Source organism: Collinsella sp. TM10-22 (genome assembly GCF_003466125.1).
GTDB lineage: Bacteria > Actinomycetota > Coriobacteriia > Coriobacteriales > Coriobacteriaceae > Collinsella.
Window position 1 is genome coordinate 347,939 of the sequence record NZ_QSOC01000001.1, and the last position, 23,273, is coordinate 371,211.

The 23,273-nt window shown below is 61.0% G+C and carries 22 protein-coding genes; all 22 read right to left on the minus strand.

Features of this window, described 5'->3' with window-relative positions; translation table 11 throughout:
* Positions 1 to 4: 4 nt before the first annotated feature.
* The gene (locus tag DXD94_RS01630; RefSeq protein WP_117763012.1) at positions 5 to 1,366 is read right to left on the minus strand and encodes an RIP metalloprotease; all 1,362 of its coding nucleotides are present in this window, start codon (positions 1,364 to 1,366) and stop codon (positions 5 to 7) included.
* Between the two features lie 25 nt (positions 1,367 to 1,391).
* Entirely contained in the window at positions 1,392 to 2,579 is a 1,188-nt protein-coding gene (dxr, locus tag DXD94_RS01635) for a 1-deoxy-D-xylulose-5-phosphate reductoisomerase (RefSeq protein ID WP_117763013.1), read from the minus strand.
* A complete protein-coding gene (locus DXD94_RS01640; protein ID WP_233540145.1) occupies positions 2,579 to 3,478 on the minus strand; it encodes a phosphatidate cytidylyltransferase in 900 nt (299 codons plus the stop codon). Before DXD94_RS01640 ends, dxr begins: the two co-directional genes overlap by 1 nt.
* A gap of 2 nt (positions 3,479 to 3,480) precedes the next feature.
* Positions 3,481 to 4,275, minus strand: coding sequence for an isoprenyl transferase (locus DXD94_RS01645; protein ID WP_117763014.1), 795 nt, complete (start codon positions 4,273 to 4,275; stop codon positions 3,481 to 3,483).
* Between the two features lies 1 nt (position 4,276).
* Entirely contained in the window at positions 4,277 to 4,813 is a 537-nt protein-coding gene (frr, locus tag DXD94_RS01650; protein ID WP_006236112.1) for a ribosome recycling factor, read from the minus strand.
* Positions 4,814 to 4,815: 2 nt separating this feature from the next.
* Positions 4,816 to 5,538 carry a UMP kinase gene (pyrH, locus tag DXD94_RS01655; protein ID WP_035138557.1) on the minus strand — a complete coding sequence of 241 codons (723 nt, stop codon included), beginning with the start codon at positions 5,536 to 5,538 and terminating at the stop codon, positions 4,816 to 4,818.
* A gap of 117 nt (positions 5,539 to 5,655) precedes the next feature.
* Positions 5,656 to 6,525: a translation elongation factor Ts gene (gene tsf, locus DXD94_RS01660; RefSeq protein WP_022094736.1), complete on the minus strand. Its 870-nt coding sequence runs from the start codon at positions 6,523 to 6,525 to the stop codon at positions 5,656 to 5,658.
* A 45-nt stretch (positions 6,526 to 6,570) separates the two neighbouring features.
* Positions 6,571 to 7,299 carry a 30S ribosomal protein S2 gene (gene rpsB, locus DXD94_RS01665; RefSeq protein ID WP_117735161.1) on the minus strand — a complete coding sequence of 243 codons (729 nt, stop codon included), beginning with the start codon at positions 7,297 to 7,299 and terminating at the stop codon, positions 6,571 to 6,573.
* Positions 7,300 to 7,518: 219 nt separating this feature from the next.
* Positions 7,519 to 8,439: a tyrosine recombinase gene (locus DXD94_RS01670; RefSeq protein ID WP_370448116.1), complete on the minus strand. Its 921-nt coding sequence runs from the start codon at positions 8,437 to 8,439 to the stop codon at positions 7,519 to 7,521.
* Positions 8,436 to 9,773: a methylenetetrahydrofolate--tRNA-(uracil(54)-C(5))-methyltransferase (FADH(2)-oxidizing) TrmFO gene (gene trmFO / locus DXD94_RS01675; RefSeq protein ID WP_117735159.1), complete on the minus strand. Its 1,338-nt coding sequence runs from the start codon at positions 9,771 to 9,773 to the stop codon at positions 8,436 to 8,438. Before trmFO ends, DXD94_RS01670 begins: the two co-directional genes overlap by 4 nt.
* Positions 9,774 to 9,787: 14 nt before the next feature.
* Positions 9,788 to 10,723, minus strand: coding sequence for a DNA-processing protein DprA (locus DXD94_RS01680; protein WP_369831512.1), 936 nt, complete (start codon positions 10,721 to 10,723; stop codon positions 9,788 to 9,790).
* Positions 10,720 to 12,243 carry a YifB family Mg chelatase-like AAA ATPase gene (locus DXD94_RS01685; RefSeq protein ID WP_117735158.1) on the minus strand — a complete coding sequence of 508 codons (1,524 nt, stop codon included), beginning with the start codon at positions 12,241 to 12,243 and terminating at the stop codon, positions 10,720 to 10,722. The genes DXD94_RS01680 and DXD94_RS01685 overlap by 4 nt, the downstream gene beginning before the upstream one ends.
* Positions 12,243 to 12,728 carry a YraN family protein gene (locus DXD94_RS01690; protein WP_117763016.1) on the minus strand — a complete coding sequence of 162 codons (486 nt, stop codon included), beginning with the start codon at positions 12,726 to 12,728 and terminating at the stop codon, positions 12,243 to 12,245. The genes DXD94_RS01685 and DXD94_RS01690 overlap by 1 nt, the downstream gene beginning before the upstream one ends.
* Positions 12,729 to 12,917: 189 nt before the next feature.
* Positions 12,918 to 13,706, minus strand: a complete 789-nt coding sequence (locus DXD94_RS01695; RefSeq protein WP_117763017.1) for a ribonuclease HII — start codon at positions 13,704 to 13,706, stop codon at positions 12,918 to 12,920.
* A 93-nt stretch (positions 13,707 to 13,799) separates the two neighbouring features.
* Positions 13,800 to 14,141 (minus strand): 50S ribosomal protein L19, encoded by a 342-nt coding sequence (gene rplS, locus DXD94_RS01700; protein ID WP_006236098.1) that lies wholly within the window; start codon positions 14,139 to 14,141, stop codon positions 13,800 to 13,802.
* Positions 14,142 to 14,351: 210 nt separating this feature from the next.
* Entirely contained in the window at positions 14,352 to 17,102 is a 2,751-nt protein-coding gene (gene ppdK / locus DXD94_RS01705; protein WP_117763018.1) for a pyruvate, phosphate dikinase, read from the minus strand.
* Positions 17,103 to 17,429: 327 nt separating this feature from the next.
* On the minus strand, positions 17,430 to 18,305 hold the full coding sequence (locus DXD94_RS01710) for a pyruvate, water dikinase regulatory protein (RefSeq protein ID WP_117763019.1): 876 nt from the start codon (positions 18,303 to 18,305) through the stop codon (positions 17,430 to 17,432).
* 34 nt (positions 18,306 to 18,339) lie between these two features.
* Complete coding sequence (gene glyS / locus DXD94_RS01715; protein WP_117763020.1) at positions 18,340 to 20,436, minus strand: glycine--tRNA ligase subunit beta; 2,097 nt, start codon at positions 20,434 to 20,436, stop codon at positions 18,340 to 18,342.
* Positions 20,437 to 20,439: 3 nt separating this feature from the next.
* Positions 20,440 to 21,351, minus strand: coding sequence for a glycine--tRNA ligase subunit alpha (locus DXD94_RS01720; RefSeq protein WP_117763021.1), 912 nt, complete (start codon positions 21,349 to 21,351; stop codon positions 20,440 to 20,442).
* Between the two features lie 59 nt (positions 21,352 to 21,410).
* Complete coding sequence (gene lepB, locus DXD94_RS01725; protein ID WP_233540293.1) at positions 21,411 to 22,019, minus strand: signal peptidase I; 609 nt, start codon at positions 22,017 to 22,019, stop codon at positions 21,411 to 21,413.
* A gap of 1 nt (position 22,020) precedes the next feature.
* On the minus strand, positions 22,021 to 22,767 hold the full coding sequence (trmD, locus tag DXD94_RS01730; protein WP_117763022.1) for a tRNA (guanosine(37)-N1)-methyltransferase TrmD: 747 nt from the start codon (positions 22,765 to 22,767) through the stop codon (positions 22,021 to 22,023).
* Positions 22,768 to 22,777: 10 nt separating this feature from the next.
* Positions 22,778 to 23,269: a ribosome maturation factor RimM gene (rimM, locus tag DXD94_RS01735; RefSeq protein WP_233540295.1), complete on the minus strand. Its 492-nt coding sequence runs from the start codon at positions 23,267 to 23,269 to the stop codon at positions 22,778 to 22,780.
* Positions 23,270 to 23,273: the final 4 nt, after the last annotated feature.

Genomic DNA, 23,273 nt, shown 5'->3' on the forward strand with positions numbered 1-23,273 from the left:
TCCCCTACAGAATAAATCGAAGGATGTCGGAACGAAGCATATAGACAAACAGCAATGCGAAGAGCGCGACGCCCACATAGCTCACAATCGTCTGGACCTTGAGCGGCAGCTCGCGGCCAGCAATCTTTTGAATGATCTCAATTAGCAGCTTGCCGCCGTCGAGCGGCGGGATGGGCAGCAAGTTCATAAAGCCCAGTGAGAACGAAATGAGCGCGGCAAACGACAAGAACGTGATGGGACCGGCAGCAGCTGCCTGCGAGGACATGACGCTAATACCCACGATCGAAGAGGACTGATCGAGGATCTCCATCGTGTGCTGCGGCTGGAGTAGGCGAATAACGCCATCCGCGGTCTGCACAACATAGGAGAATGACAGACGTGCCGAGGTGATGGGGTCCAAACGGACTACCTGCGTAGAGGCATAAACGCCCAGACGTTCGCCCTCTTTGAGTGCGACCGAGGTCGAGCACTGCTTGCCATCGCGCTCATACTCAATAGCAATATCGTCCTTACCGGCGGCCTTACCGATGGCATCGTAGACGTCCATCCAAGTGGAACATGAGACACCGTCAACCGAAAGGATCGCATCACCGGACTCGATACCCGCCCTGGCGGCAATAGACCCCTCGTCAACCTGACCGATCACGTTGGTATCGATCGGCACGGTGACACCCGCAATGGAATAGATACTCATAAGGAGCAAAAAGCCCGTCAAAATATTGACAATAATGCCCGCGAGCAGCATAAAGGCACGCTTGAGAAAGCCTTGGCCAAGATAGGTGTGCGAACGTTCTTGCGCAAGGAACTCGGCCTCGCCGCACGGCAGCTCCCACACATCGCCCTCGGCAGTTGAATGTTCGCGATCGAAACGGCGACCGTCAAAGGTGGTATAGCCTGCCGTGTCTCGCGGCAGCGTCTGATACTTGGTGGGATAGTAGCTCGGCGAGGGCTTCTCCCCTTCCTCATACCAGGGTGCGATGGAGCCCCAGCCCAGCAATAGGGCGCATGCCTCGAGCACATCCTCCTCGGAAAGCTCGAGCTCGACAGCAAGATCGGCCACGGTCACGCGACCATGACGATAGATAGCCGCAAGCACGCGATCGGCGCACGAGACGTCGGTCGGGTCCATACCGCAGATGGCAGCGTAGCCACCCAGCAGCAGCGGGGTCACGCCAAACTTGGTTCCAATGCGACGCGACGTGTAATGGATGTCAAAGCGGCACGGCAGGCCCAAAAAGAACTCGGTCACACGGACGCCGCAGGCACGCGCCGCCAAAAAGTGGCCGCCCTCGTGCAAAAACACGAGGACGGAAAGCATCAGCAGGCCCCAAAAGACCGATGAGAGAACGCTCAGAACAGTATCCATAAAACGAAATAGCAATCCTTATGGGTTAGGAACGGGTTGCGACGAGCACCTGCACAGCCTTTTCACGCGCCCACGCATCGATGTCGCGAAGTTGCTCAAACGAATCGACCGCCTGCATATCGTGAGCATCCATGCAGGATTCCACAATGCGATCGATATCGGTAAAGCTGCAGCCATCGTGCAGGAAGGCATCGACGGCGACCTCGTTGGCGGCATTGAGCACGCACGGCATGGTGCCACCCGTCTTGCCGGCACGCTCGGCCAGCGCCAGACAGCGGAAGGTATCCATGTCGGCAGCATCAAACGTGAGCTGCCCCAACTCGCGAAAATCGATACGAGGCGCCGGGGTATCCCAACGCTCGGGATACGAGAACGCGAACTGGATGGGAATACGCATGTCGGAAGCACCGAGATGCGCCATCACGGAGCCGTCGGCGAACTCGACCATAGAGTGAATCTTGGACTGACGCTGCACGACCACGTTAATGAAATCGAGGTCGCAGTTAAACAGATGCATGGCCTCAATGCGCTCCAGGCCCTTGTTCATGAGGGTGGCGGAGTCGATGGTGATCTTGGCACCCATGGCCCACGTGGGATGTGCGAGGGCATCGACACGCGTCACGCAATCGAGCTCGTCGCGCGTGCGGCCAAAGAACGGACCGCCCGAGCAGGTGAGCCAAATACAATGAGCCTCGCGCGGGTTCTCCCCCAGATAGCACTGGTAAATGGCTGAGTGCTCAGAGTCGACCGGAATAAGCTGGCCCGGTTGCGCCAACGGCATAAGCAAGTCGCCACCGACGACGAGGGACTCCTTGTTGGCAAGAGCAAGGCGCTTATTCGAGGTCAAGGCCGCATGGCTCGCCTCGAGACCGGCAGCGCCCACAATAGCGACGAGCACGCAGTCGACATCGTCGCGACGCGCGAGCTCGCAAACCGCCTGCGCGCCAACGCCGAGCTTCGTTCCCTCGGGCAACTCCTGCAGCACGGCGTCATCGCCATGAGCGACATCGGCCACGGCAACCGCCGGAACCGAAAACTCGCGGGCAGCGGCAACGAGCTCCGAGGTGCTGGAATTAACGGACAGCGCCGTCACCTGTAGTCGATCGGCATGCTGACGGCACACATCGAGTGCCTGGGTGCCGATAGACCCCGTACAACCCAGGATGGCAACACGGAGGCGTCCATCGGGGCCATACGTCGTCTGGAATGACATTACAGCACGCCTCCGATCATCAAAAGCAGCTGCGCGGTAATGCAGCCGAAGATAAGCGAATCGCTACGATCGAGCATGCCGCCATGGCCCGGGATAAGATTGCCGGAATCCTTGACGCCCACGCCACGCTTGATGCGTGACTCGATGAGGTCGCCGATAACGCCCAGGACGGACACGACCACGCCGCACAGTAGCGCATAGGGCAGGCTGAGCTTGTAGAAGTGCGTCGCCCACAGGATGAGCCAAATCAAAACCGAGCCCAGGATGCCACCAACAAACCCCTCCCAGCTCTTTTTTGGAGAGATCTTGGGAACCATCTTGTGCTTGCCGATACGGCTGCCCACGATGTAGGCAAACGAATCGGAGACCCAAAGGGACGCGCAAACGCCCACCGAAAGCAGAGCGCCGGCAAAACCGGGCACGGAATCGCGCAGCAGCACGATAGCCGACAGCATAAAGCCAGTGTAGATGGGACCCATGAGCGTCACGGCCACATCAGAGATGCGGGTACGCGGCGACCAGACATACCAAATGCCCACCGCGAGCATCAGGGCAAAAAGCAGGGCATTCAACAACATCGAATCGCCCAACGCCGACAGCGGAAAGAGCACGGCGGCAGCGATACCCATACGCTCGTTCGCCATCTTGCCATCGAGCCTTGTCATACGGAAAAATTCATAGCAGCATAGACCGCTCATGACGGAAACAAAGATGGCCGTGGGCACGATACCCAAAACCAGGCACAGGATAAAGACGACGGCGTAGACGATACCGGCGGCGGCACGGGTAATAAAGCCCGCCAGCCACGAACCGGTGCCACTCTTCGCTGCAGGCGCTCCCGCAGTGCCAGCTTTGCGCGCAGGCGTCTTGGGAGCAGATCCCTTGGGACGATCGGACACGATTAAGCCTCCTCGGTCTTGCTCAGTCCACCAAACCTACGGTCACGGCCCTGATAGGCCAAAATGGCGTCGACGAGGCCCCAGCGATCAAAGTCGGGCCAATAGGTATCGGTGACGTAGAACTCGGAATAAGCCACCTGCCACAGCAGATAGTTCGAAAGGCGCAGCTCACCAGAAGTGCGAATCACAAGCTCAGGATCGGGAAGACCGGCGGTATAGAGGTGGGAAGCCACCATGTCGTCATCAATTGCGGCAGGATCGATCTTACCGGCGGCAGCGTCGAGCGCAATCTGACGGACAGCGCGGGTAATCTCGGCACGCGCGCCGTAGTTGACGGCAAGCGCCAGCGTCATACCGGTGCGATCGGCGCACTCGGCAAGACCGCGTTCAAAAACGTCGCGGGTCTTCTTGGGCAGCGCGGAAATGTCACCCAAAAAGACGACGCGCACGTTTTCGCGCTTCAGAAGCGGCAGCTCGTCGATAAACGTCTTGGCAAACAGATGCATCAAGACGTTGACCTCATGCTGCGGACGGTTCCAGTTTTCGGTAGAAAACGCATAGGCAGAAAGCACGTCGACGCCCAGACGCACACAGGCAGTAATGATCTCGCGAAGGGAGACGATACCCGCCTTGTGGCCCTCAGTGCGTGCAAGACCGCGCGACGTGGCCCAACGACCGTTGCCGTCCATGATGCACGAGATATGGTGCGGAATGTTATTGAGGTCAAGGTCGGAAAAACCGACGCCCGCAGGGGCGTCGGCAAAGTACTCGACCAGTTTATGCTCGTCGTATTGCACCTTAGATCTCCATGACCTCGGCTTCTTTTTCCTTCAGAAGCTCCTCGACCTTAGCGACATACTCATCGGTGTGCTTCTGGACCTTAGCCTGCTCGCGACGGACATCGTCCTCGGTGAGCTCCTCATCGCGCTCGAGCTTGTTGTTGAAGTCGCGACGGATGTTACGGATAGACACCTTGGCCTGCTCAGCGTACTCGCGGCACTCCTTGACGAGCTCGCGACGGCGCTCTTCGGTGGGAGCCGGGAACGGCAGACGAACGACGGTGCCATCGGAGTTGGGGGTAATACCCAGATCGGAAGCGCCGATGGCCTTGACGATAGCGTTGATGAGCGCCTTGTCCCACGGCTCGATGAGCAGCATGTGGGCCTCGGGGGTCTTTACGGCGGCAACCTGCGTGACCGGCGTGGGAACACCGTAATAATCGACGGTGATGTCGGACAGAATGTTAGCGTTGGCGCGGCCGGTACGGACCTTGGAGAAGTTATGCTTGAGGGACTCGAGCGACTTGTCCATGTGGGCGGTGATGTTCTCTGCCATGCTTAATCCTCCTGATAGACGAGCGTGCCGACGGGCTCACCCGAAAGCGCGCGCTTGACGGTGTCCTCGCCATCGATGTTGAGGACCAAAATCGGCATACGGTTATCCTGGCACAGTGCCGTAGCCGTGGAATCCATAACCTGCAGACCGCGGACGAGCACCTCATGGTAGGTGATCTTGTCAAACCGGACGGCGTCAGCACACTTGACGGGATCCTTGTCGTAGATGCCGTCAACCTTGGTGGCTTTAATCAGAATCTCGGCGCCGATCTCGCACGCACGAAGAGCCGCAGCGGTGTCGGTCGTAAAGTACGGATTGCCCGAACCGGCGGCAAAAATAACGACGTTGCCCTTGGAAAGGTGATTGATGGCGCGACGGCGAATATAGGGCTCGCAGATCTCGTTCATCTGGATAGCGCTCATCACGCGGCAGGGAACATCGTTATGCTCGAAGGCATCCTGCAGGGCAAGCGCGTTCATAACGGTTGCCAGCATGCCCATGTAGTCGGCCTGAGCACGCTCCATGCCACCGGCAGCGCCGGCCATGCCGCGGAAAATATTGCCACCGCCGACAACGACGCCGACCTCATGACCAACGGCGAGCAGCTCCTTGACCTGCTTGGCAAGATGGTCGGTAACCTTGGGGTCAATGCCATATTGGCCGTCGCCCATCAGTGCTTCGCCGGAAAGCTTCAGAAGCACGCGTTTATATCGGATGTCGGACAAAGCGATCCTCCTTTAATTAGACTTTTAATATGATAACAAAGGCTTAACGGGGAGCCATGAAAAAGCAGGCTGTGAGTAAAACCCACAGCCTGCTCATTACCAGCTACAAGAGCTTATTTACTCGCCACGGACCAGACGGTCAAAGGCAACGACGGTAATGGTGTCGCCGAGCTCCTTGGAGACCTGCTCAGCGTACTTCTTGATGGTGAGGGAGCTGTCCTTGATGAACTCCTGCTCGGTGAGCACGGACTGCTTGTAGAACTTCTCCAGACGGCCGACAGCCATCTTCTCCTGGATAGCCTCGGGCTTGCCGGACTCGGCAGCCTGAGCCATGTAGATCTGCTTCTCGTGCTCGACGGTCTCGGCCGGAACCTGATCGCGGGTGGCGCAGATCGGCGCGACGGCGGCAACCTGAAGGGCAACGTCGTGAGCGAAGGTCTTGAAGGACTCAGCCTGAGCGGTCTCGGCCTTCTCGAAAGCGAACTCGACGAGGACGCCAATCTTACCACCCATGTGGATGTAAGAAGCGAGCGCGCCGTTCTCGGCCTTGCGGGCGGCGAAACGGGAGATCTTCATGTTCTCGCCCATGATGTGAATCATCTCGGTGAGCTCGGAGGAAACGGTCTCCTCGCCCATCGGCTTCTCGAGCAGAGCGTCGACGTCAGCAGGCTCGGTGGTAGCGACAACCTCAGCGACCTTGGAAGCAAAGCCGGTGAACTTGGCGTTGGAGCCAACGAAGTCGGTCTCGCAGGAGAGCTCGAGCAGAGCGCCGGTCTTGCCATCCTCGGAGACGAACGCGGCGACAGCGCCCTCGTTGGTCTCACGGCCAGCCTTCTTGGCGGCCTTGGCAAGGCCGTTCTTACGCAGAACGTCGACAGCGGCGTCCATGTCGCCGTCAGCCTCGACGAGAGCCTTCTTGCACTCCATCATCGGGGAGTCGGTCATCTCGCGGAGCTGCTTGACCATAGCGGCGGTAATCTGGGCCATTGTGGTTCCTTTCAAAGAGATGAAAAAGAATTAACTAAGACTGATTTACTCGGCCTTGGGCTCAGCGGCCATCTCGGCCTCGGAGACCTGCTCCTTGCCGGAGCCAGCGAGGCAGGCGTCAGCCATGAGCTCGCACATAAGGGTGACAGCGGAGATAGCGTCATCGTTGCAGGGGATGCCGTACTCGACCTCGTCGGGATCGGAGTTGGTGTCGATCAGAGCGACGACGGGGATGTTCAGGCGCTGGGCCTCCTTGATGGCGTTCTCCTCGCGCTTGGTGTCGATGACGAAGAGAGCCTGGGGCAGACCCTTCATGTCGCGGGCGCCACCGAGGTTGGTCTGGAGCTTGGTGAGCTCCTTGCCGAGCACAGCCTGCTCCTTCTTGGGGAGCACTGCCATGCGGCCGTCATCGACCATGGCCTCGAGCTCCTCCATGCGGTTGATGCGGGAGCGGATGGTGACGAAGTTGGTCAGCATGCCGCCGAGCCAACGCTGGTTGATGTAGGGCATGTTGGCGCGCTCAGCAGCGTTCTTGACGGCCTCCTGAGCCTGCTTCTTGGTGCCGACGAACAGCACGTTGCCACCCTTGGCGACGTTCTTGACGAAGGTGTAGGCCTGGTCGGCGTCGAGGATGGTCTGCTTGAGGTCGAGGATGTAGATGCCGTTGCGCTCACCGAAGATGAACGGCTTCATCTTGGGGTTCCAGCGACGGGTCTGGTGACCGAAGTGGCAGCCGGCCTCGAGCAGGGTGCGGATATTAATCTTGGTAGCCATGTTAAACCTCCTGTGGTTTGCCTCCGCGCGGGGTCATCCTCCAAAACCAACCCGGACATGTGCTACCAAAGCCCGGGCACCACGGTATGAAGTAGCCGCGCGTGTGTGATAAAAACCTGTTGCCGTGAAGCAACCCGATGAATGATAGCAGGAATGCATCTTCCTGCCAACCCGCAATCAAAACCACACACCTGAGTGCGGCGCAGGACGTCCCAGCCACTATTCGCCGCGGGGATGGGCTTGAGCCACGGCCCGCTTAAGCCGATCGGGCGTGAGATGCGTGTAGATCTGCGTCGTGGACAGGCTCGCATGACCCAGCAGCTCTTGAACCGAGCGCAGGTCCGCACCGCCCTCGAGCAAGTCGGTCGCAAAGGTATGGCGCATCGCATGCGGGGCGATGTCGGCCGGAATTCCGGCGAGCGTCGCCAGCGTATGGAACCGCCGCCTGAGCATGGCGGCGCTCATGCGATTGCCGCGCGCCGATATAAGCAGCGGATGCACGCCGTTTGCGCCGTCGCTTCGCCTTGCCTGCGCAAGGAGCTCCGGCCTCCCCTCCTCTATATAGAGACGGGCCGCCTCGAGAGCACGCCGATAGAGCGGCACGATACGCTCCTTGCTCCCCTTACCCCAAAGTCGCAACGTTCGCTCGGACCAAGCGATGGACTCCACATTGAGCGCCGCGAGCTCAGAGATGCGGGCGCCGGAGGCATAGAGCAGCTCGAGCATCGCCGCATCGCGCAATCCCGCGGGAGTTGAGGTATCGGGGGCTTTGAGGAGCGCCTCCACCTGTTGGTTCGTCAGCACACCGGGCAGATCACGCGGGAGCTTGGGCGAGGATATCGCCGAGACCGCATCGCCCTCAACGATCCCCTCGGCAGCCATCCATCGATAAAGTGAGCGAATGGCAGACAAGTGCGCCGCAAGGGTCCGAGCCGCCACCTGGTCACGCGACAGCTCGGCCAAATAGGAGCGAACCGTCCGTACGTCGGCGGCACGCGCATCGACGCCTTCGCGCTCGCACCATGAAGCGAAACGCTCCAGCCGCGAAGCGTAGGCGGTCACCGTGTTGGGAGCGAGCCCTTCGACGCGAGCAATATAGGCGATGAACGAGTCGATGGTGTCGTACAGGTCAAAGGCTATGACCGGTCGCCTCCAAACAGATCGGGGCGAGTGGCCAGATAGGCATCAAGAGCTTCGAGCGCACGGTCCGCATAGGCCTGGTAGCGGTCGCGCTTACTGCGGCGCTTGCCGTCCTCGAGCGGTGGCACGAGGCCAAAGTTGACGTGCATGGGCTGATAGCCCACGGTGGCAGGATCGGTCGCATAGCCCACGAGCGCACCCAGGGCGCCCACGCGCGGCAGCTCAACAGGCTCCGCCTCGATTGCCTCGGCATAGGTGTTGAGCGCGGCGAGCAGACCGGTCGCCACGGCCTCCATATAGCCTTCGGTGCCGGTGATCTGGCCGGCAAGGCGCACGCTCGTACCGGGCACGGCAAAGGTGCCATCGAGCACGTGCGGGGCGTCGACAAAGGTATTGCGGTGCATGACACCGTAGCGGAAGAACTCGGCGTTCTCCAGGCCCGGCACCATATGGAAGACGCGCTTCTGCTCGCCAAAGGTCAGGTTGGTCTGGAAGCCCACCAGGTTATAGGCAGTCTTCTCCTTGTTCTCGGCACGCAGCTGAATCGCTGCCCAGGGGCGACGTCCGGTACGCGGGTCGGTGAGGCCGACGGGCTTCATGGCGCCAAAGCGAATGGCGTCCTTGCCGGTGCGCGCAACCTCCTCGGCAGGCTGGCATGCCTGGAACAGATCGCCGCCCTCAAAGTCCTTGAGCACCACGCGGTCGGCCGTGGTGAGCGCCTCGATAAAGGCCTCGTACTCTTCCTTGTTGAGCGGGGCATTGAGGTAGTCGCCACTCCCCTGTTCCTCGTAGCGCGACTGCGAGAACAGCACGTCCATATCAAGCGTGGAGGCATCGACGATCGGTGCCGCGGCATCGAAGAACGCAAGGGCGTCGCCACCGACGAGCTTCATGACCTCTTCGCTCAGCGCCGGCGAGCACAAGGGGCCGGCGGCAATGACCACGTGACCCTCGGGAATCCGCGTGACCTCGCCGTGAATGATCTCGATATTGGGACGGGCGGCAACCTCGGCCTCGACAAGCTCGGAAAACTTGACACGGTCGACCGCCAGGGCACCACCGGCGGGAACAGCCGCGCGACGGGCGCAATCGAGCAGGACCGAGCCCATGCGCTCAAGCTCGGCCTTCAGCAAACCAGCCGCAGAGTCCGGACGGGTCGACTTAAACGAATTGGAGCAGACGAGCTCTGCCAGGTGATCGGTATGGTGGGCCGGGGAGCTCACCTGGGGGCGCATCTCGCACAGCTTTACGGCGAATCCGCGGTCTGCCAGCTGGATCGCGCATTCCGAACCCGCCAAACCGCCACCGATAACCGTCACCTGATCAAACAGCATCTGCAAACACCTTTCTAATTGACACGTTTTCCATTGTGACCGAAGGGGGTCTGGGCGTGAAGGGCAAACTTGGAGGGCGCATACCTTCCATCCATCATGCGCTCGATAAGACCCTCGAGCTCAAGCGAACCTAGGAGTTTGAGTACGCCGACGGCATCGAGCGAGACGAGCGCCGCGATGTCATCGACCTTGAGCGGAGAGGCGATGAGCGCATGCATCACGGTCTGCCGTGTTGGATCCAAGTCGGCAATACCGGGAGCATCGGGGCGCGAGTAGCGCAGGGTGCCGTAGATGCGTGAAATAGCCATCTCAATAGATTCCTCGTCGATGATGCAGCAGGCACCGTTCGCAATGAGGTAATTCGTGCCACGCGACTCGGGCGATAGGATCGACCCCGGCACGGCAAGAAGTTCGCGCCCCAAATCCATAGCAGCCTCGGCTGTAGAAAACGTCCCGGAAGGCATACCCGCCTCGGATACAAAGAGGGCTTGCGACAGGGCCGCGATCACACGATTGCGGCGCGGAAAGGCAAACCTGCGCGGACCCATGCCCCACGGAGAGATCGACACGATCGCGCCACCCGTATCGAGCGTGCGAGTAATAAGCCCCGCGCTCGAACGCGGGTAAACCACGTCGGCGCCCGTCCCCAGCACCACGACGTGTTTGCCGCCGGCGTTGACCGCAGCCCAACCCGAGGCCTGGTCACAACCGACCGCGCCGCCCGAAACAACCGTCACTCCCGCCTCGACCGCCACCTTTGCCGCAAGCTCTGCCACGGCAAGACCATACGGAGAGGCCTTGCGCGCGCCGATGATGGAGAGCGCAGGCGTCGAAAGCACCTCGGGGTTGCCGCGCACAAAGAGCGTCTGGGGTACATCAGAAAGCTCCAAAACGGTCTCGGGATACAACGCGTCACCTGGATGCAGCTCGAAGGTCCCCTCGGCCATCATTGGTCCCTCCTTCCCTGGTACATCGCCGCCTCGAGCACGTGATCCTGCGTCACCTGCTCGCTCTCGGCGACGTCGGCGATGGTACGTGCGATACGCACCAGGCGCACGATGCCGCGGCCCGTGAGATGCGTGCGCTTTGACAGGCCGAGCACACACTTCTCCGCCGCATCATCGAGCTCAAAGGTCGAAACGACGCCGTCAATGGACCGCGTCTCATCATCCTCGGCCTCGGCGTCCGCATCGTCCATACGGGATTCGCGCCAAGCGCGAAAAGCACGACCGCGCACAACGAAGTCACGCAACTCGGCCGACGACATACCCTCCGCACCCTCGATAATCACTTGGGGGTCGGGACGGGTCACATCGATCATCATGTCGATACGGTCGGCCAAAGGACCGCGCAGCTTTGCCCGATAGCGCTCCACCATCGATGCCGAGCAGCGGCATGGCACCTCGCGATCGCCCAAAAAGCCGCAGGGACAGGGATTGCTCGCGGCCAGCAGCTGAAAGCGCGACGGGAAGGTAAAGGCCCCGTCGACGCGTACGATCCTCACATAGCCGCGTTCGATGGGCTGACGCAGCGTCTGCAGCACACCCGTGGGAAACTCGGCAAGCTCGTCCAAAAAGAGCACGCCGCCATGAGCAAGGCTGATCTCACCCGGATGCACCGGGCGTCCTCCGCCGATAAGGCCTGCGGTCGAAATACTGTGGTGGGGACTGCGGAAGGGCCGGTGCCCCGCCAACAAGCCATCAATGTTCTCACCCAAAACCGAATGGATGCACAGCGCCTCCTGTTGATCTTCAACGGAAAGCTCGGGCAGGATGCCGGTCATACGGCGCGCAAGCATCGTCTTGCCCGATCCCGGGGACCCAATCATGAGCAGTCCGAGTTCTCCTGCCGCCGCAAGCGCCATGCCGCGTTTAGCGACTTCCTGCCCCAGTACGTCGGCATAGTCGAGCTCGGGCTCAAAGGTCGCCTCGAGCACTTCAGAATCCAGATAATGCCGCGCGGCGTCCCCCATGCCATGGGCAAGCTGAGATAGATGGTCGATAAACCCGCAGTCAACGCCCGCAAGCGGCACATGCTGATCGGACCTGCCGGCGATAAAGGACAGCCCCATATCACGTGCCAATAGCTGAAACGCCACCTCGCCCTTGACAGGAAGCACCGTACCGTCCAAGCCAAGCTCACCTGCGATAAGACAACGATCGAGGTTGTCGCGGGGAATCTGGCCATCGGCCGCCAATACCGCAATGGCGATGGGCAAATCAAAGCCGCTACCGGTCTTGCGAATATCGCCGGGCGCCAGATTGACCGTAATGCCCGAGCGCGGAATCTCGAACCCGGCGGAGCGCATCGCGCAGCGAATACGACCGCGTGACTCCATCACCTCCATACTCGGAATGCCGAGCATCTGGATGCCCGGAACGCCACCGGCAAGCGAGACCTCGACCGTGACGTGAATCGCCTCGACGCCGCGGATGCAGGCCGCGTGAACGGCAAACGTCTCGAACGCCATCACGACACCTGCCAATCGAATGCGTTGTACTGATGCTCGATCTCGGCGATATGCCCGCCGCGGATGGTGACGCCCACGGCATCGAAGCGAATCGCCTTGAGCGGATAATGCTCCATGAGATAGCAACTTGCGATGCGGCGGTAGCGGCGTTGTTTTTGGGCGTCCACGGCCTCCTCGGGAAAGACCCGCGTGCTGCAATCCAGTGCAACGCGTCTGGTCTTGACCTCGGCCATCACCACGACATCGTCGAGCTCATCGAGCAGCACCAGATCGGCCTCACCCTCGGTGCAACGATAGCCCTGCTCCAGCAAGGTGTAGCCGCGCTCGTTATAGTAGTCGATGGTGATCAGCTCGCCCAGCATGCCCAGCTCGCGGGGACTGAGCCCCTTGATAAACTCGGGCGTCATCGCCCCGCAGTCGAGCTCGCCGTTTTCCCAACGCTCCTTGAGCTGCTGCGTCTTGCTCTTTTTGCATGCGGCACTCATGGGGTCTCCTTTCCCGCACACTGCATTGCCCCGATGATGAGGGCACCTTTCATGCGGGTAAGTACCGGATGCAAACCAAAAGCTGACCAAATACCGACAAAAAATGGGCCGTACGCAACAATCACGTTGAACACGGCCCGCTACCAGCAGGTTTATAAAACGCCAGGGGTCCCTTTCTCCACAATTGATCTAGAAAAGGCGCTCAGTCTGCAAAAAGTTTCCGCAAAAGCTCACGCGGTGCAGTGGACAAAGTCCATGTTTGCGAATGGCCTCGATATGCTCGGGGCTTGCATAGCCCTTCGACTCTGCCAGATGGTACTCGGGGTACTCGGCGTCGTACTCGACCATCATCTCGTCACGCGTGACCTTGGCCATGATGGACGCCGCAGCGATGCAGGCGATTTTGGCATCGCCCTTCACCACATCGCGCTCGTTAGGAACGGCGCCCAAGGGGTTGCCATCCATGAGGACGCAGTCGGGCTCGAGGCCCGTATCGGCCACGGCGCCCGCGACGGCAGCGCGGATGGCGCGGGCCATGCCCATATCATCGATATCCTTCGGCGCGATATGGCAAAAACCGATCGCCGTCGCCACCTCGGCAATCATCACCGAGAGCAGCTCGCGGCGCGCCGGCGTGAGCTTTTTGGAATCGTTGATACCCCAGACGCGCGGCTCCATAGGAAGACAGACGGCGCACACCGTCAGAGGACCGGCCACCGATCCGCGACCCACCTCATCGACACCAACGACCACCCCATCGCCGCCAAGCTCATGCATAAGCTCGTACATGTCATTGACGCGCTCACGCTCGGCAAGCTCTTTGGCATGGCGTTTGAGGGCGCGTTCACAAGCCTTGATCACCTGCTGGCGCGGGTCCTCGCGATAATGCTCCACGAGGGCGGGAATCTCCTCAAACGTAGCGCTCGCCAGCTCACCGGCAACCTGCGATGCCGAAACCGAGCTCGTCATGTTGGCCATACCAGGCCCTCCTTGCATGCAAATCAGATAAAAAGAAGGGCCACCCGAAGGTGACCCTTGTGTCCAAACGAGTGGACAGACGCTGCGATCTTCTTAGCGCTTCTCGGGGATGCGAGCAGCCTTGCCCACCTTGTCGCGGAGGTAGTACAGCTTGGCGCGACGGACGCGACCATGACGAACGACCTCGAGCTTGGCGATCTTGGGGCTGTGAAGCGGGAAGGTACGCTCAACACCGACACCGAAGGACATCTTGCGGACGGTGAAGGTCTCGCGGGCACCGGCGCCGGCCATGCGGATGACGTCGCCCTGGAAGACCTGGATGCGCTCGCGGTCGCCTTCCTTAATGCGGTAGTGAACCTTGACGTTGTCGGCGACGCGAACCTGAGGAATGTCCTCGCGGATCTGCTGACGCTCGATTGCGCGGATGTAATCCATGTGCAATTCCTTACTCTTCTAGAGGTGCCGTACCATCTTGGCCGGCACGTAGTTGAACAAACGTATTTGAGTATACACGCGCGGGTTTCTGCTGCAAGAACAATTTTTTACGCAGACAAAAAGACAAAACCCGCACATGATAACCGCCCGCCTCACGAATGAGACGGGCGGCATGAAGGGGGGCTACACTAGGCGTCTACACCCAAAACGTTAGGCAGAACGCTTGGCCTCGAGCTTGGCCTGAGCGGCCGCCAGACGCGCGAGGGGCACGCGATAGGGCGAGCAGGACACGTAGTCCACGTCGGCCGCGTTAAACAGGGCCTTGATGGACTTGGGGTCGCCGCCGTGCTCACCGCACACGCCAAAGTGCATGCCGGGGTTGGTGGCACGACCCTTCTCGACGGCCATGCGCACGAGCTCCAGCACCGCCGAGTCGATAGTCTCGAAGGGGTTGTCCTTCAAGATCTTCTTGTGCATGTACAGCGGAATGAACTTGGCCTCGGCATCGTCGCGGGAGAAGCCGAAGGTCGTCTGGGTGAGATCGTTGGTGCCAAAGCAGAAGAAGTCGGCGTGATGGGCGATCTCGTCAGCGACCATGCAGGCGCGCGGCAGCTCGAGCATCGTGCCCACGGGAATGTTGAGCTCGACGCCCTCCTCGGCGGAAACCTCGGCGATCACGCGCTCGATGACCTCGCGGGTCTGGACATGCTCGGCCGTGATGGAAACGAGCGGAACCATGATCTCGGGGCGCGGGTCGACGCCTTCCTTGATAAGGCGAGCGGCAGCCGTTGCCACGGCACGGACCTGCATGAGCGGCAGGTCACCGAAGACGACTGACAGGCGCACACCGCGCAGGCCGAGCATCGGGTTGGACTCGACCATGCCGTCGATACGGCGCAGGCGGGCACGCAGGGCGGCAAGCTCTACCTCGCCGGCGCCAGCGGCCTCCTTCCTGGTGATGGCGACCTCGAGCTCGCGAGGATTATCCAGGAACTCATGAAGCGGCGGATCGAGCAGGCGAACGACCACATCGCGACCGGACATGGTCTTGAACATCGCCAAGAAGTCCTCAGTCTGAACCTTGAGCAGATCGGCCAGGGCCTGCTGCTTCACAGCCTCGTCGTCGGACAGGATGAAGCTCTGGATAATGTTCTTGCGATCGCCCAGGAACATGTGCTCGGTACGGCACAGACCGATGGCCTCGGCGCCAAACTCGAGCGCGAGCTCGGCATCCTCGGGATTGTCGGCGTTGACGCGCACGTGGTTGGCGTGACCGTCGGTCTCGTCCAGGCGGATCTCGTCTGCCCAGGACAGAATGGTGTCCAGGTCGCCGGTGAGCTCAGCGGAGACCAAATCGACAGCGCCGTCGACGACGATACCCTGGGTGCCGTCGATGGAGATGATATCACCCTCGTGCAGCACGCGATCGCTGCCCTCGATGCGCACGACCTTCTCGGCCGCGTCAATGTGGAAGCGCTCGACGCCGCAGACGCAGGGCGTACCCATACCGCGAGCGATAACGGCGGCATGGCTCGTCTTGCCGCCATGGCTCGTCAAGATACCCTCGGCGGCGACCATTCCCTTAAGGTCGTCGGGGTTGGTCTCCCAGCGGACCAGAATGACCTTATGGCCCTCGGCAGAACGCGCGACGGCGTCATCGCTCGAGAACACGACCTCGCCCACGGCGGCACCGGGGCTGGCGTTAAGGCCGCATGCGAGCGCCTCGTACTTCTTGGAGGAGTCGAACTGCGGGTGCAGGAGCTGGTCGAGCTGCGTGGGATCGATGCGGCTCACGGCCTCCTCACGGGTGATGAGGCCCTCCTCGACCATCTCGATAGCGATGCGCAGAGCGGCGGTTGCGGTACGCTTGCCCACACGGGTCTGGAGCATCCAGAGCTTACCCTGCTCGATGGTGAACTCGATGTCGCACATGTCGCGGTAGTGATCCTCAAGCGTCAGGAAGACACGCTCAAGCTCTTCACCTGCGGACTCGAGGCCCGGGGTGGTCTTGAGGTCGGCAATGGACTCGGTGTTGCGGATGCCGGCGACGACGTCCTCGCCCTGGGCGTTGACCAGAAAGTCACCGTAGAACTCCTTGGTGCCGTCGGCCGGGTTGCGCGTAAAGGCGACACCGGTCGCCGAGGTCTCGCCCTTATTGCCAAAGGCCATAGCCTGAACGTTGACGGCGGTGCCAAGGTCGTCGGAAATGCCGTGCTGCTTGCGGTAGATGCAGGCGCGCTCGTTCATCCAGCTGCCGAAGACGGCCTGGATAGCAAGGCGCAGCTGGAGCTCCGGATCGTGCGGGAAGACGGGCTTGCCGTCGGCGACCTCGAGCTCGGGATACAGGGCGGCCTCGACGTTCTCGGAGAAGATGCCCTTGAACGTCTCGACGAGCTCCTGCAGGTCCTCGGCCGAAAGCTCGGAATCGACGCGAACGCCGGCGACCAGGCGGGCCTGGGTCAGGGCATTCTCGAACAAGTCAGCATCGACACCCATGACGACGTTGGAGAACATCTGGATAAAGCGGCGGTAGCTATCCCAGGCAAAACGCGGGTTTTGCGTCTGGGCGATAAGGCCCTGAACGGAATCGTCATTGAGGCCCAGGTTGAGGACTGTGTCCATCATACCGGGCATGGAGAACGGAGCGCCCGAGCGAACCGATACGAGCAGCGGATCGGAGGCATCGCCGAGCTTTTTGCCGCAGCGGGCCTCGAGGTCTGCCTCGGCGGCAACGATCTCATCGAGTGCGCCCTCGGGCCAGACGTTACCGGCACCGGAGTACGCAACACAGGTCTGGCAGGTAATGGTAAAGCCACCGGGGACCGGCAGGCCGATGCGGCTCATCTCGGCAAGGTTTGCGCCTTTGCCGCCAAGCACGAAGTTCATGGACTTGTCACCCTCGGTGACACAGGTGCCCTGGGCGTCGGTTCCAAAACGGTAAACCCTCTTGCAATCGCTCACGATACTTCCCCTTCCATGCGCTCTCGCGCACGACCGTGGTAACGAATTGGCCCGCCGGATGCGAGCCGTGAGGGAACTATACGGCGGGTTTTGGACAGGCTTGAGCAGAGGATTCGCGGTTTGGTAAACGTGGTAAATATGACGGTAAACGGTAGGTAAAGGTGGTTGCCTTATGAAGATACCAATGCAAGTAACTTGCAGGTCAAAAGCGGTAATAACTGCTAAATCGCTTTACCATAATCATGCATTATTTTGAGGTAGTCTCTTTGGGTAGCTAATTTGGGACGGGGCTATTTTAGCTACCCAGACAAACCCGTCCCACATAAGCTAGCTTTGTTGAGCGCGACGGACGGCACGGCGGGCCCTGGCTTCCTGAATCTCTTCGAGGTGGGCAATGATCTCGGAGGCGCTCTCCTCGATCGCCTTACCGTCAGTGCGCACGACAAAGCAGCCCAAACGCTTCATGAGGGCACGGGCTTCCTGGAGCTCGCTGCGCACGCTCTCGGGCTCGGCATAGGAACCGGCGACAGCGCGGGCATAGTCATTGCCCAGACGGCTATCACGAATCTCGGAAATCACATCGACGGTAGAAATCAAGCCAAACAACCTCATCGGATCAACCTGATAAATCGACTTTGGCGGCTCCATACCATGAGCCAGCGGAACATTGGCAACCTTGTAGCCCTGATAGGCCAAATACATCGACAGCGGCGTCTTGGACGTACGCGACACACCCAGCAGCACGATATCGGCACCCGACAGATCATCGCACCCGCGCCCGTCATCGTGCTCAACAAAATACTCCATGGCCTCGATGCGATGGAAATAACGGTCGTCGGTCTTATGAATCACACCCGCGACACGCTTGGGCGACGCACCGATAAGCGAGGACAGGACGGCAAGCGTCGGGCCGATCAGGTCGACCGAACGGATATGCAGCATGCCCAGGTAATCGAGGACGCGGGCGCGAAGCGCCGGATCGACAATGGTGTGGAACACGGCAATATCGCGATGGTCCGCATCGACACGCGGACCCACAAACGACTTGACCTGCTCCACCGAGGTCACCTTGGGCAGGCGCAAAAGACGAAAAGCCCCTTCATCAAATTGCCCGGACGCCGCAAGCACCACCTCACAAGCGGTATCACCGAGCGAGTCGGAGATAACGATAACGGTGGGACGAGCGGTGACCGGGCAATCCATGCGGGGCTCCTTTTGCGCTTACGCGCAGGCTAGCTTACTTTTTGCGGGCAAGCTCACCGATGTTGGCGATGCCGGAGAAAACGGCCTCAAAGCGGTTGAGCAGCTTAAGGCGATTATCGCGAAGCTGCTCGTCCTTGTCCATGACCATAACCTCGTCGAAGAAACGATCGATGGGGGCGCGAAGGGCGGCGAGGGCGGCAAATGCGGCCGGGTAATCCTCGGCAGCGAGGGCGGCATCGACAGCGGTCTGGGCAGCCTCGGAGGCGTCGGCGAGAGCAAGCTCGGCATCGCCCATCAGGCTACGGTCGTACTCCGCACCCAGCTCGGGCTTGGAGATATGCGCGGCGCGGGCATAGGCGGTGGCCAGGTTGTCGAAGGTCTCGGCGTCGTTCTTGCGAGCCTCGTCGAGGGCGGCGCAGCGGGCGAAGAAGACGGACGGGGCAATGATGTGCACCGCGGAGACGGCGGCGACGGTATCGGCCGGAATCTTCTCGTCGCGGGCCATGCTCACCAGGCGGCCATGGAAGAAGTCGCGAACCTGCTGGGCGACCTCGGCGGCGTCGAACTCAATGTCCTGCTCGCTATAGAGCTGAAGGGCGAAGTCGATCAGCGACGTGGGGTCGATCGGCAGACGGTCGCGCAGGATGTTGATGATGCCGATAGCGGCACGACGCAGCGCGTAGGGGTCGGAGGAGCCGGTCGGGGGCTCGCCGATGGCAAAGATACCGGCGATGGTATCGAGCTTGTCGGCGCAGGCCACGATGCAGCCAGCGGTGCCCTCGGGCAGCTCGTCACCGGCAAAGCGGGGACGGTAGTGATCGCGAATGGCGCGGGCGACCTCGTCGTTCTCCCCCATCGCGCATGCGTAGTAACCACCCATCACGCCCTGCTGGCTCGTGAACTCGACGACGGCGTTGGAAACCAGGTCGGCCTTGCACAGATGCGCGGCGCGAGCGGCATCGGCAGCCAGGTGGGCGCCCAGATGGGCCTCGCGTGCAATAGCGAGCGCGAGCTGCTCAATACGCTCGGACTTGGCGAGCACACTACCGAGCTTCTCCTGGAAGGCAACCTTAGCCAGACGCTCGCGGAACTCATCGAGGGAGATCTTCAGATCCTCCTCGTAGAAGAACTTGGCGTCGTCCAGACGGGCGCGCACGACGCGCTCGTTGCCGTCGATCACGCGCTCGGCGTTCTCGGGCTTGCTGTTCGAAACAACCACGAACTCACGAGTGAGCTTGCCCTCGCCGTCATAGATCGGGAAGTAGCGCTGGTTGGTGAGCATGGACTCGCAGATAATCTCGTGCGGGACCTTGAGGAACTCCTCATCGAAGGTGCCGACGAGCACCGTCGGCCATTCGCAGAGGTTGATGACCTCCTCAAAGACTTTCTTGGGCGTGTCGACATGGCAGCCGGGGCGAGCAGCCTCGACTTCGGCGATACCGGCAAGAATGGCCTCGCGACGACGCTCGGCAGAAAGCACGCCGGCATCCTCGAGCACCTGCTCATAGACGGCGGGGCTGGCGACAACGTGGTCACCGAGGCCAAGCACGCGATGACCGCGCGTGGTGTTGCCGCTCGTCACATCGGCAAAGGACACGGGCACAACATCCTCGCCCAAAAGACAGCAGATCCAACGGACCGGGCGCACGAACGTCGCGTGCTCGTGGCCCCAGCGCTGGCTGCGGTAGTTGGGCCACTGCAGGCCGGCGATGGTCTTCTCACACAGGGCCGTCAGAATCGGGGTAGCCGGTGCGGAGGGAATGTTCTTCTCAGCAAAGACATACTCGCGACCGTCGGTGTCCTCGCGACGGACCAGGTCCTCGGCAGCCACACCGCACTTGCGGGCGAAGCCCTGGGCGGCCTTGGTGGCGTTGCCGTCGGCGTCAAATGCAATGTTTGCCGCGGGGCCGCGCTTGACCTCGTGAACCTCATCGGTCGCGGTAGCGACATCGGCCACGAGTGCAGCCAGGCGACGCGGGCTCGAGATCACACGGACCTCGCCGTGGGCCAGACCGGCCTCATCGAGACCCTTGGCGATCATGGTGCCAAGCTGCTTGACGGCATTGTTCAGCGGTGCAGAGGGCATTTCCTCCGTACCGATCTCAAACAGGAAATCCTTAGCGTCTGCCATGGCTTACGCCACCTCGCCTTCCTGATCGGCATTCTCGTTGACTCCGGCGACCTCGGCCATGTAGGCCTCGCAGCACGCCTTGGCGACGGCGCGGACGCGCAGGATGTAGTTGGCACGCTCGACCGCGGACAGGGCGCCGCGGGCATCGAGCAGGTTGAAGGCATGACTGCACTTCATGACGCAGTCGTACGCCGGCAGCGGCAGCTTGCGCTCCAGGCAGGAATGGCATTCGGTCTCGTAGTCGTCAAACTTCTGACGCATCATCTCGACGTTGGCGACCTCAAAGTTGTAAGCGCTGAACTCGCGCTCGTTCTCGAGGAACACGTCGCCATAGGTCATGGGCGTGCCGTCGGGCAGATAGCTCCACACCAGGTCGTAAACGGAGTTGACACCCTGGGCGTACATGGCGATGCGCTCCAGGCCATAGGTGATCTCGACGGGCACGGGGTCGACCTCGATGCCGCCCACCTGCTGGAAGTACGTAAACTGCGTGACCTCCATGCCGTTGAGCCAGACCTCCCAGCCAAGGCCCCAGGCGCCCAGCGTCGGGCTCTCCCAGTCATCCTCGACAAAACGGACGTCATGGTCGTTGGGGTCCAGGCCAATGGCGGCCAGCGAACCCAGGTAGAGCTCCTGGGCATTGACCGGCGAGGGCTTGATGAGCACCTGGAACTGATAGTAGTGCTGCATGCGGTTGGGGTTCTCGCCGTAGCGGCCGTCGGCGGGACGGCGGCAGGGCTGCGCATAGCAGGTGCGCCACTCGGCGGGACCGAGCGAGCGCAGCGTGGTCGCGGTGTGGAAGGTACCGGCACCGACCTCGGAGTCATAGGGCTGCATAATGACGCAGCCCTGCTCGCCCCAGTACTGCTGGAGGCGCAGGATGATGTCTTGGAAGGAAAGCGATGAAGCGTTCATGCCTCTAATATCCCCTCGTCGAAACGATTACACGGTTAGGTACTGTACTATAGCGGTTTTTAGTCGATAGCGCCGATACGGTTGAGCGGCCAGTAGCGAACAAGCGCCACAGCGATCAAATCAGAGCGATCGACGGGACCAAAGTAGCGTGAGTCGGCAGAGTTTTCGCGGTTGTCGCCCATCACCCACACGCAGTCGTCGGGGACGGTGTAGGGATAGCTCACCTGGGCGCCGGGCGCCTGGACCGAAAGCGGCCAGCTCATGCCGGTCGTATAATCCTCGTCGAGCGTCTGGCCGTCAACGACCACGTGTCCGTCCTGCAGGTCGACCGTCTGGCCGGACGTGGCAATAACGCGCTTGACGAGAACATCGTGCTCGGAGGTGCCATCGGGGTTGTGGAATACCACAATATCGCCCTGTTTGACGGGCTGACCGAGCTCGAGGCTCACCTTTTGCGCCAGGATCTGGTCGCCAATCTCGATCGTGTCCTCCATGGAGCCGGTGGGCACCACAAAGGGCTCGATCACAAAGGTGCGGATCAAGAAGGTGGCGGCGAGCGCGATAAGAATGACTAAAACCCACTCCAGAGCACCACGTAAAGTGAAAACGGACCTTTCGCCAAAATCATGTTCGAGGTGAACCCGCTGACGCCCTTTATCATCCACCATTCTATTCACCCCTTCCGGAAAGCAAATCTTGCGCGTAAGCGCGCTCTTCGGGCGTGAGCCGCGCCGTCTCGATCAGATCGGGTCGCCAGCGGCAGGTACGCTCAATGGCATTCTTACGGCGCCAGGCGTCAACCTTGGCATGATCGCCACTCACGAGCACCGGGGGCACACCCTCGCCGTTGAACTCGGCGGGACGGGTGTACTGCGCATATTCGAGCAGACCACCGTCCTCGGCGGTCGAGAACGACTCATCGACGTTGCTCATCTCGTCGCCCAGGGCGCCGGGAATCAGACGCACGACGGCATCGGACACGACCATGGCGGGGAGTTCGCCGCCCGTGAGCACATAGTCGCCGATCGACAGGCGCTCGTCGGCATACGCATAGGCACGCTCGTCGACACCTTCGTAACGGCTGCACACAAACAGCAGGCGCTCGCTTTTGAGCAGGCGCTCGGCCACATGCTGCGTAAAGGGCTCGCCGCACGGGGTGAAGAACACCACGGTGGGCTTGGGACCCTCGGAGCTAATAGCCTCGATGGCCTCGGCAATGGGCTCGACCTTCATGAGCATGCCCTGCCCGCCGCCATACGGCTCGTCATCGACGGTACGATGGCGATCGTGCGTCCAGTCGCGCAGGTTATAGGCCTTAAAATCAAAAAGGCCGGCCTTACGGGCGCGGCCCAAGATCGATGTGGACATGACGGGCTCAAACATCTCGGGAAAGACCGAAAGGGTCTCGATCAGCATGTTTACCTCCCTACTTGTCCATATCAATCAAACCGTCCATAACGTGGACGGAAATTGTGCCCTGATCGGGAAGATCGAGCACAACCTGCTCGATCACGGGAATCAGTACCTCGCCGTACCGATCGCCCTCGACAACCCAAACATCGTTAGCGGGCGTCGACATGATCTCGACGATCGTGCCGAGCGAACCGAAGCGCTCGTCGACCACCTCACGACCCATCAGGTCGGTATAGGCAGCGTCGAGCGAATCGAGCTCAAAGTCGTCACGATTTGCCAGCACGTAGCATCCCGTGATGCCCTCGGCGGCCGTCAAGTCGTCAATGCCCTCAAACGAGACCAGATCGCCATCGCCCGCATCGGTGACGGACACGACCGTGCAAAAGCGGTCGCGCTTGAGCGCGGGCGGCGTCAGGGCGACGCGCATACCCGGCTCTAATACAGAAGGAAGCCCCCGCAGCGGCTGCGCGAGGACCTCCCCCTTCCTTCCGTGCGGCTTGACCACACGG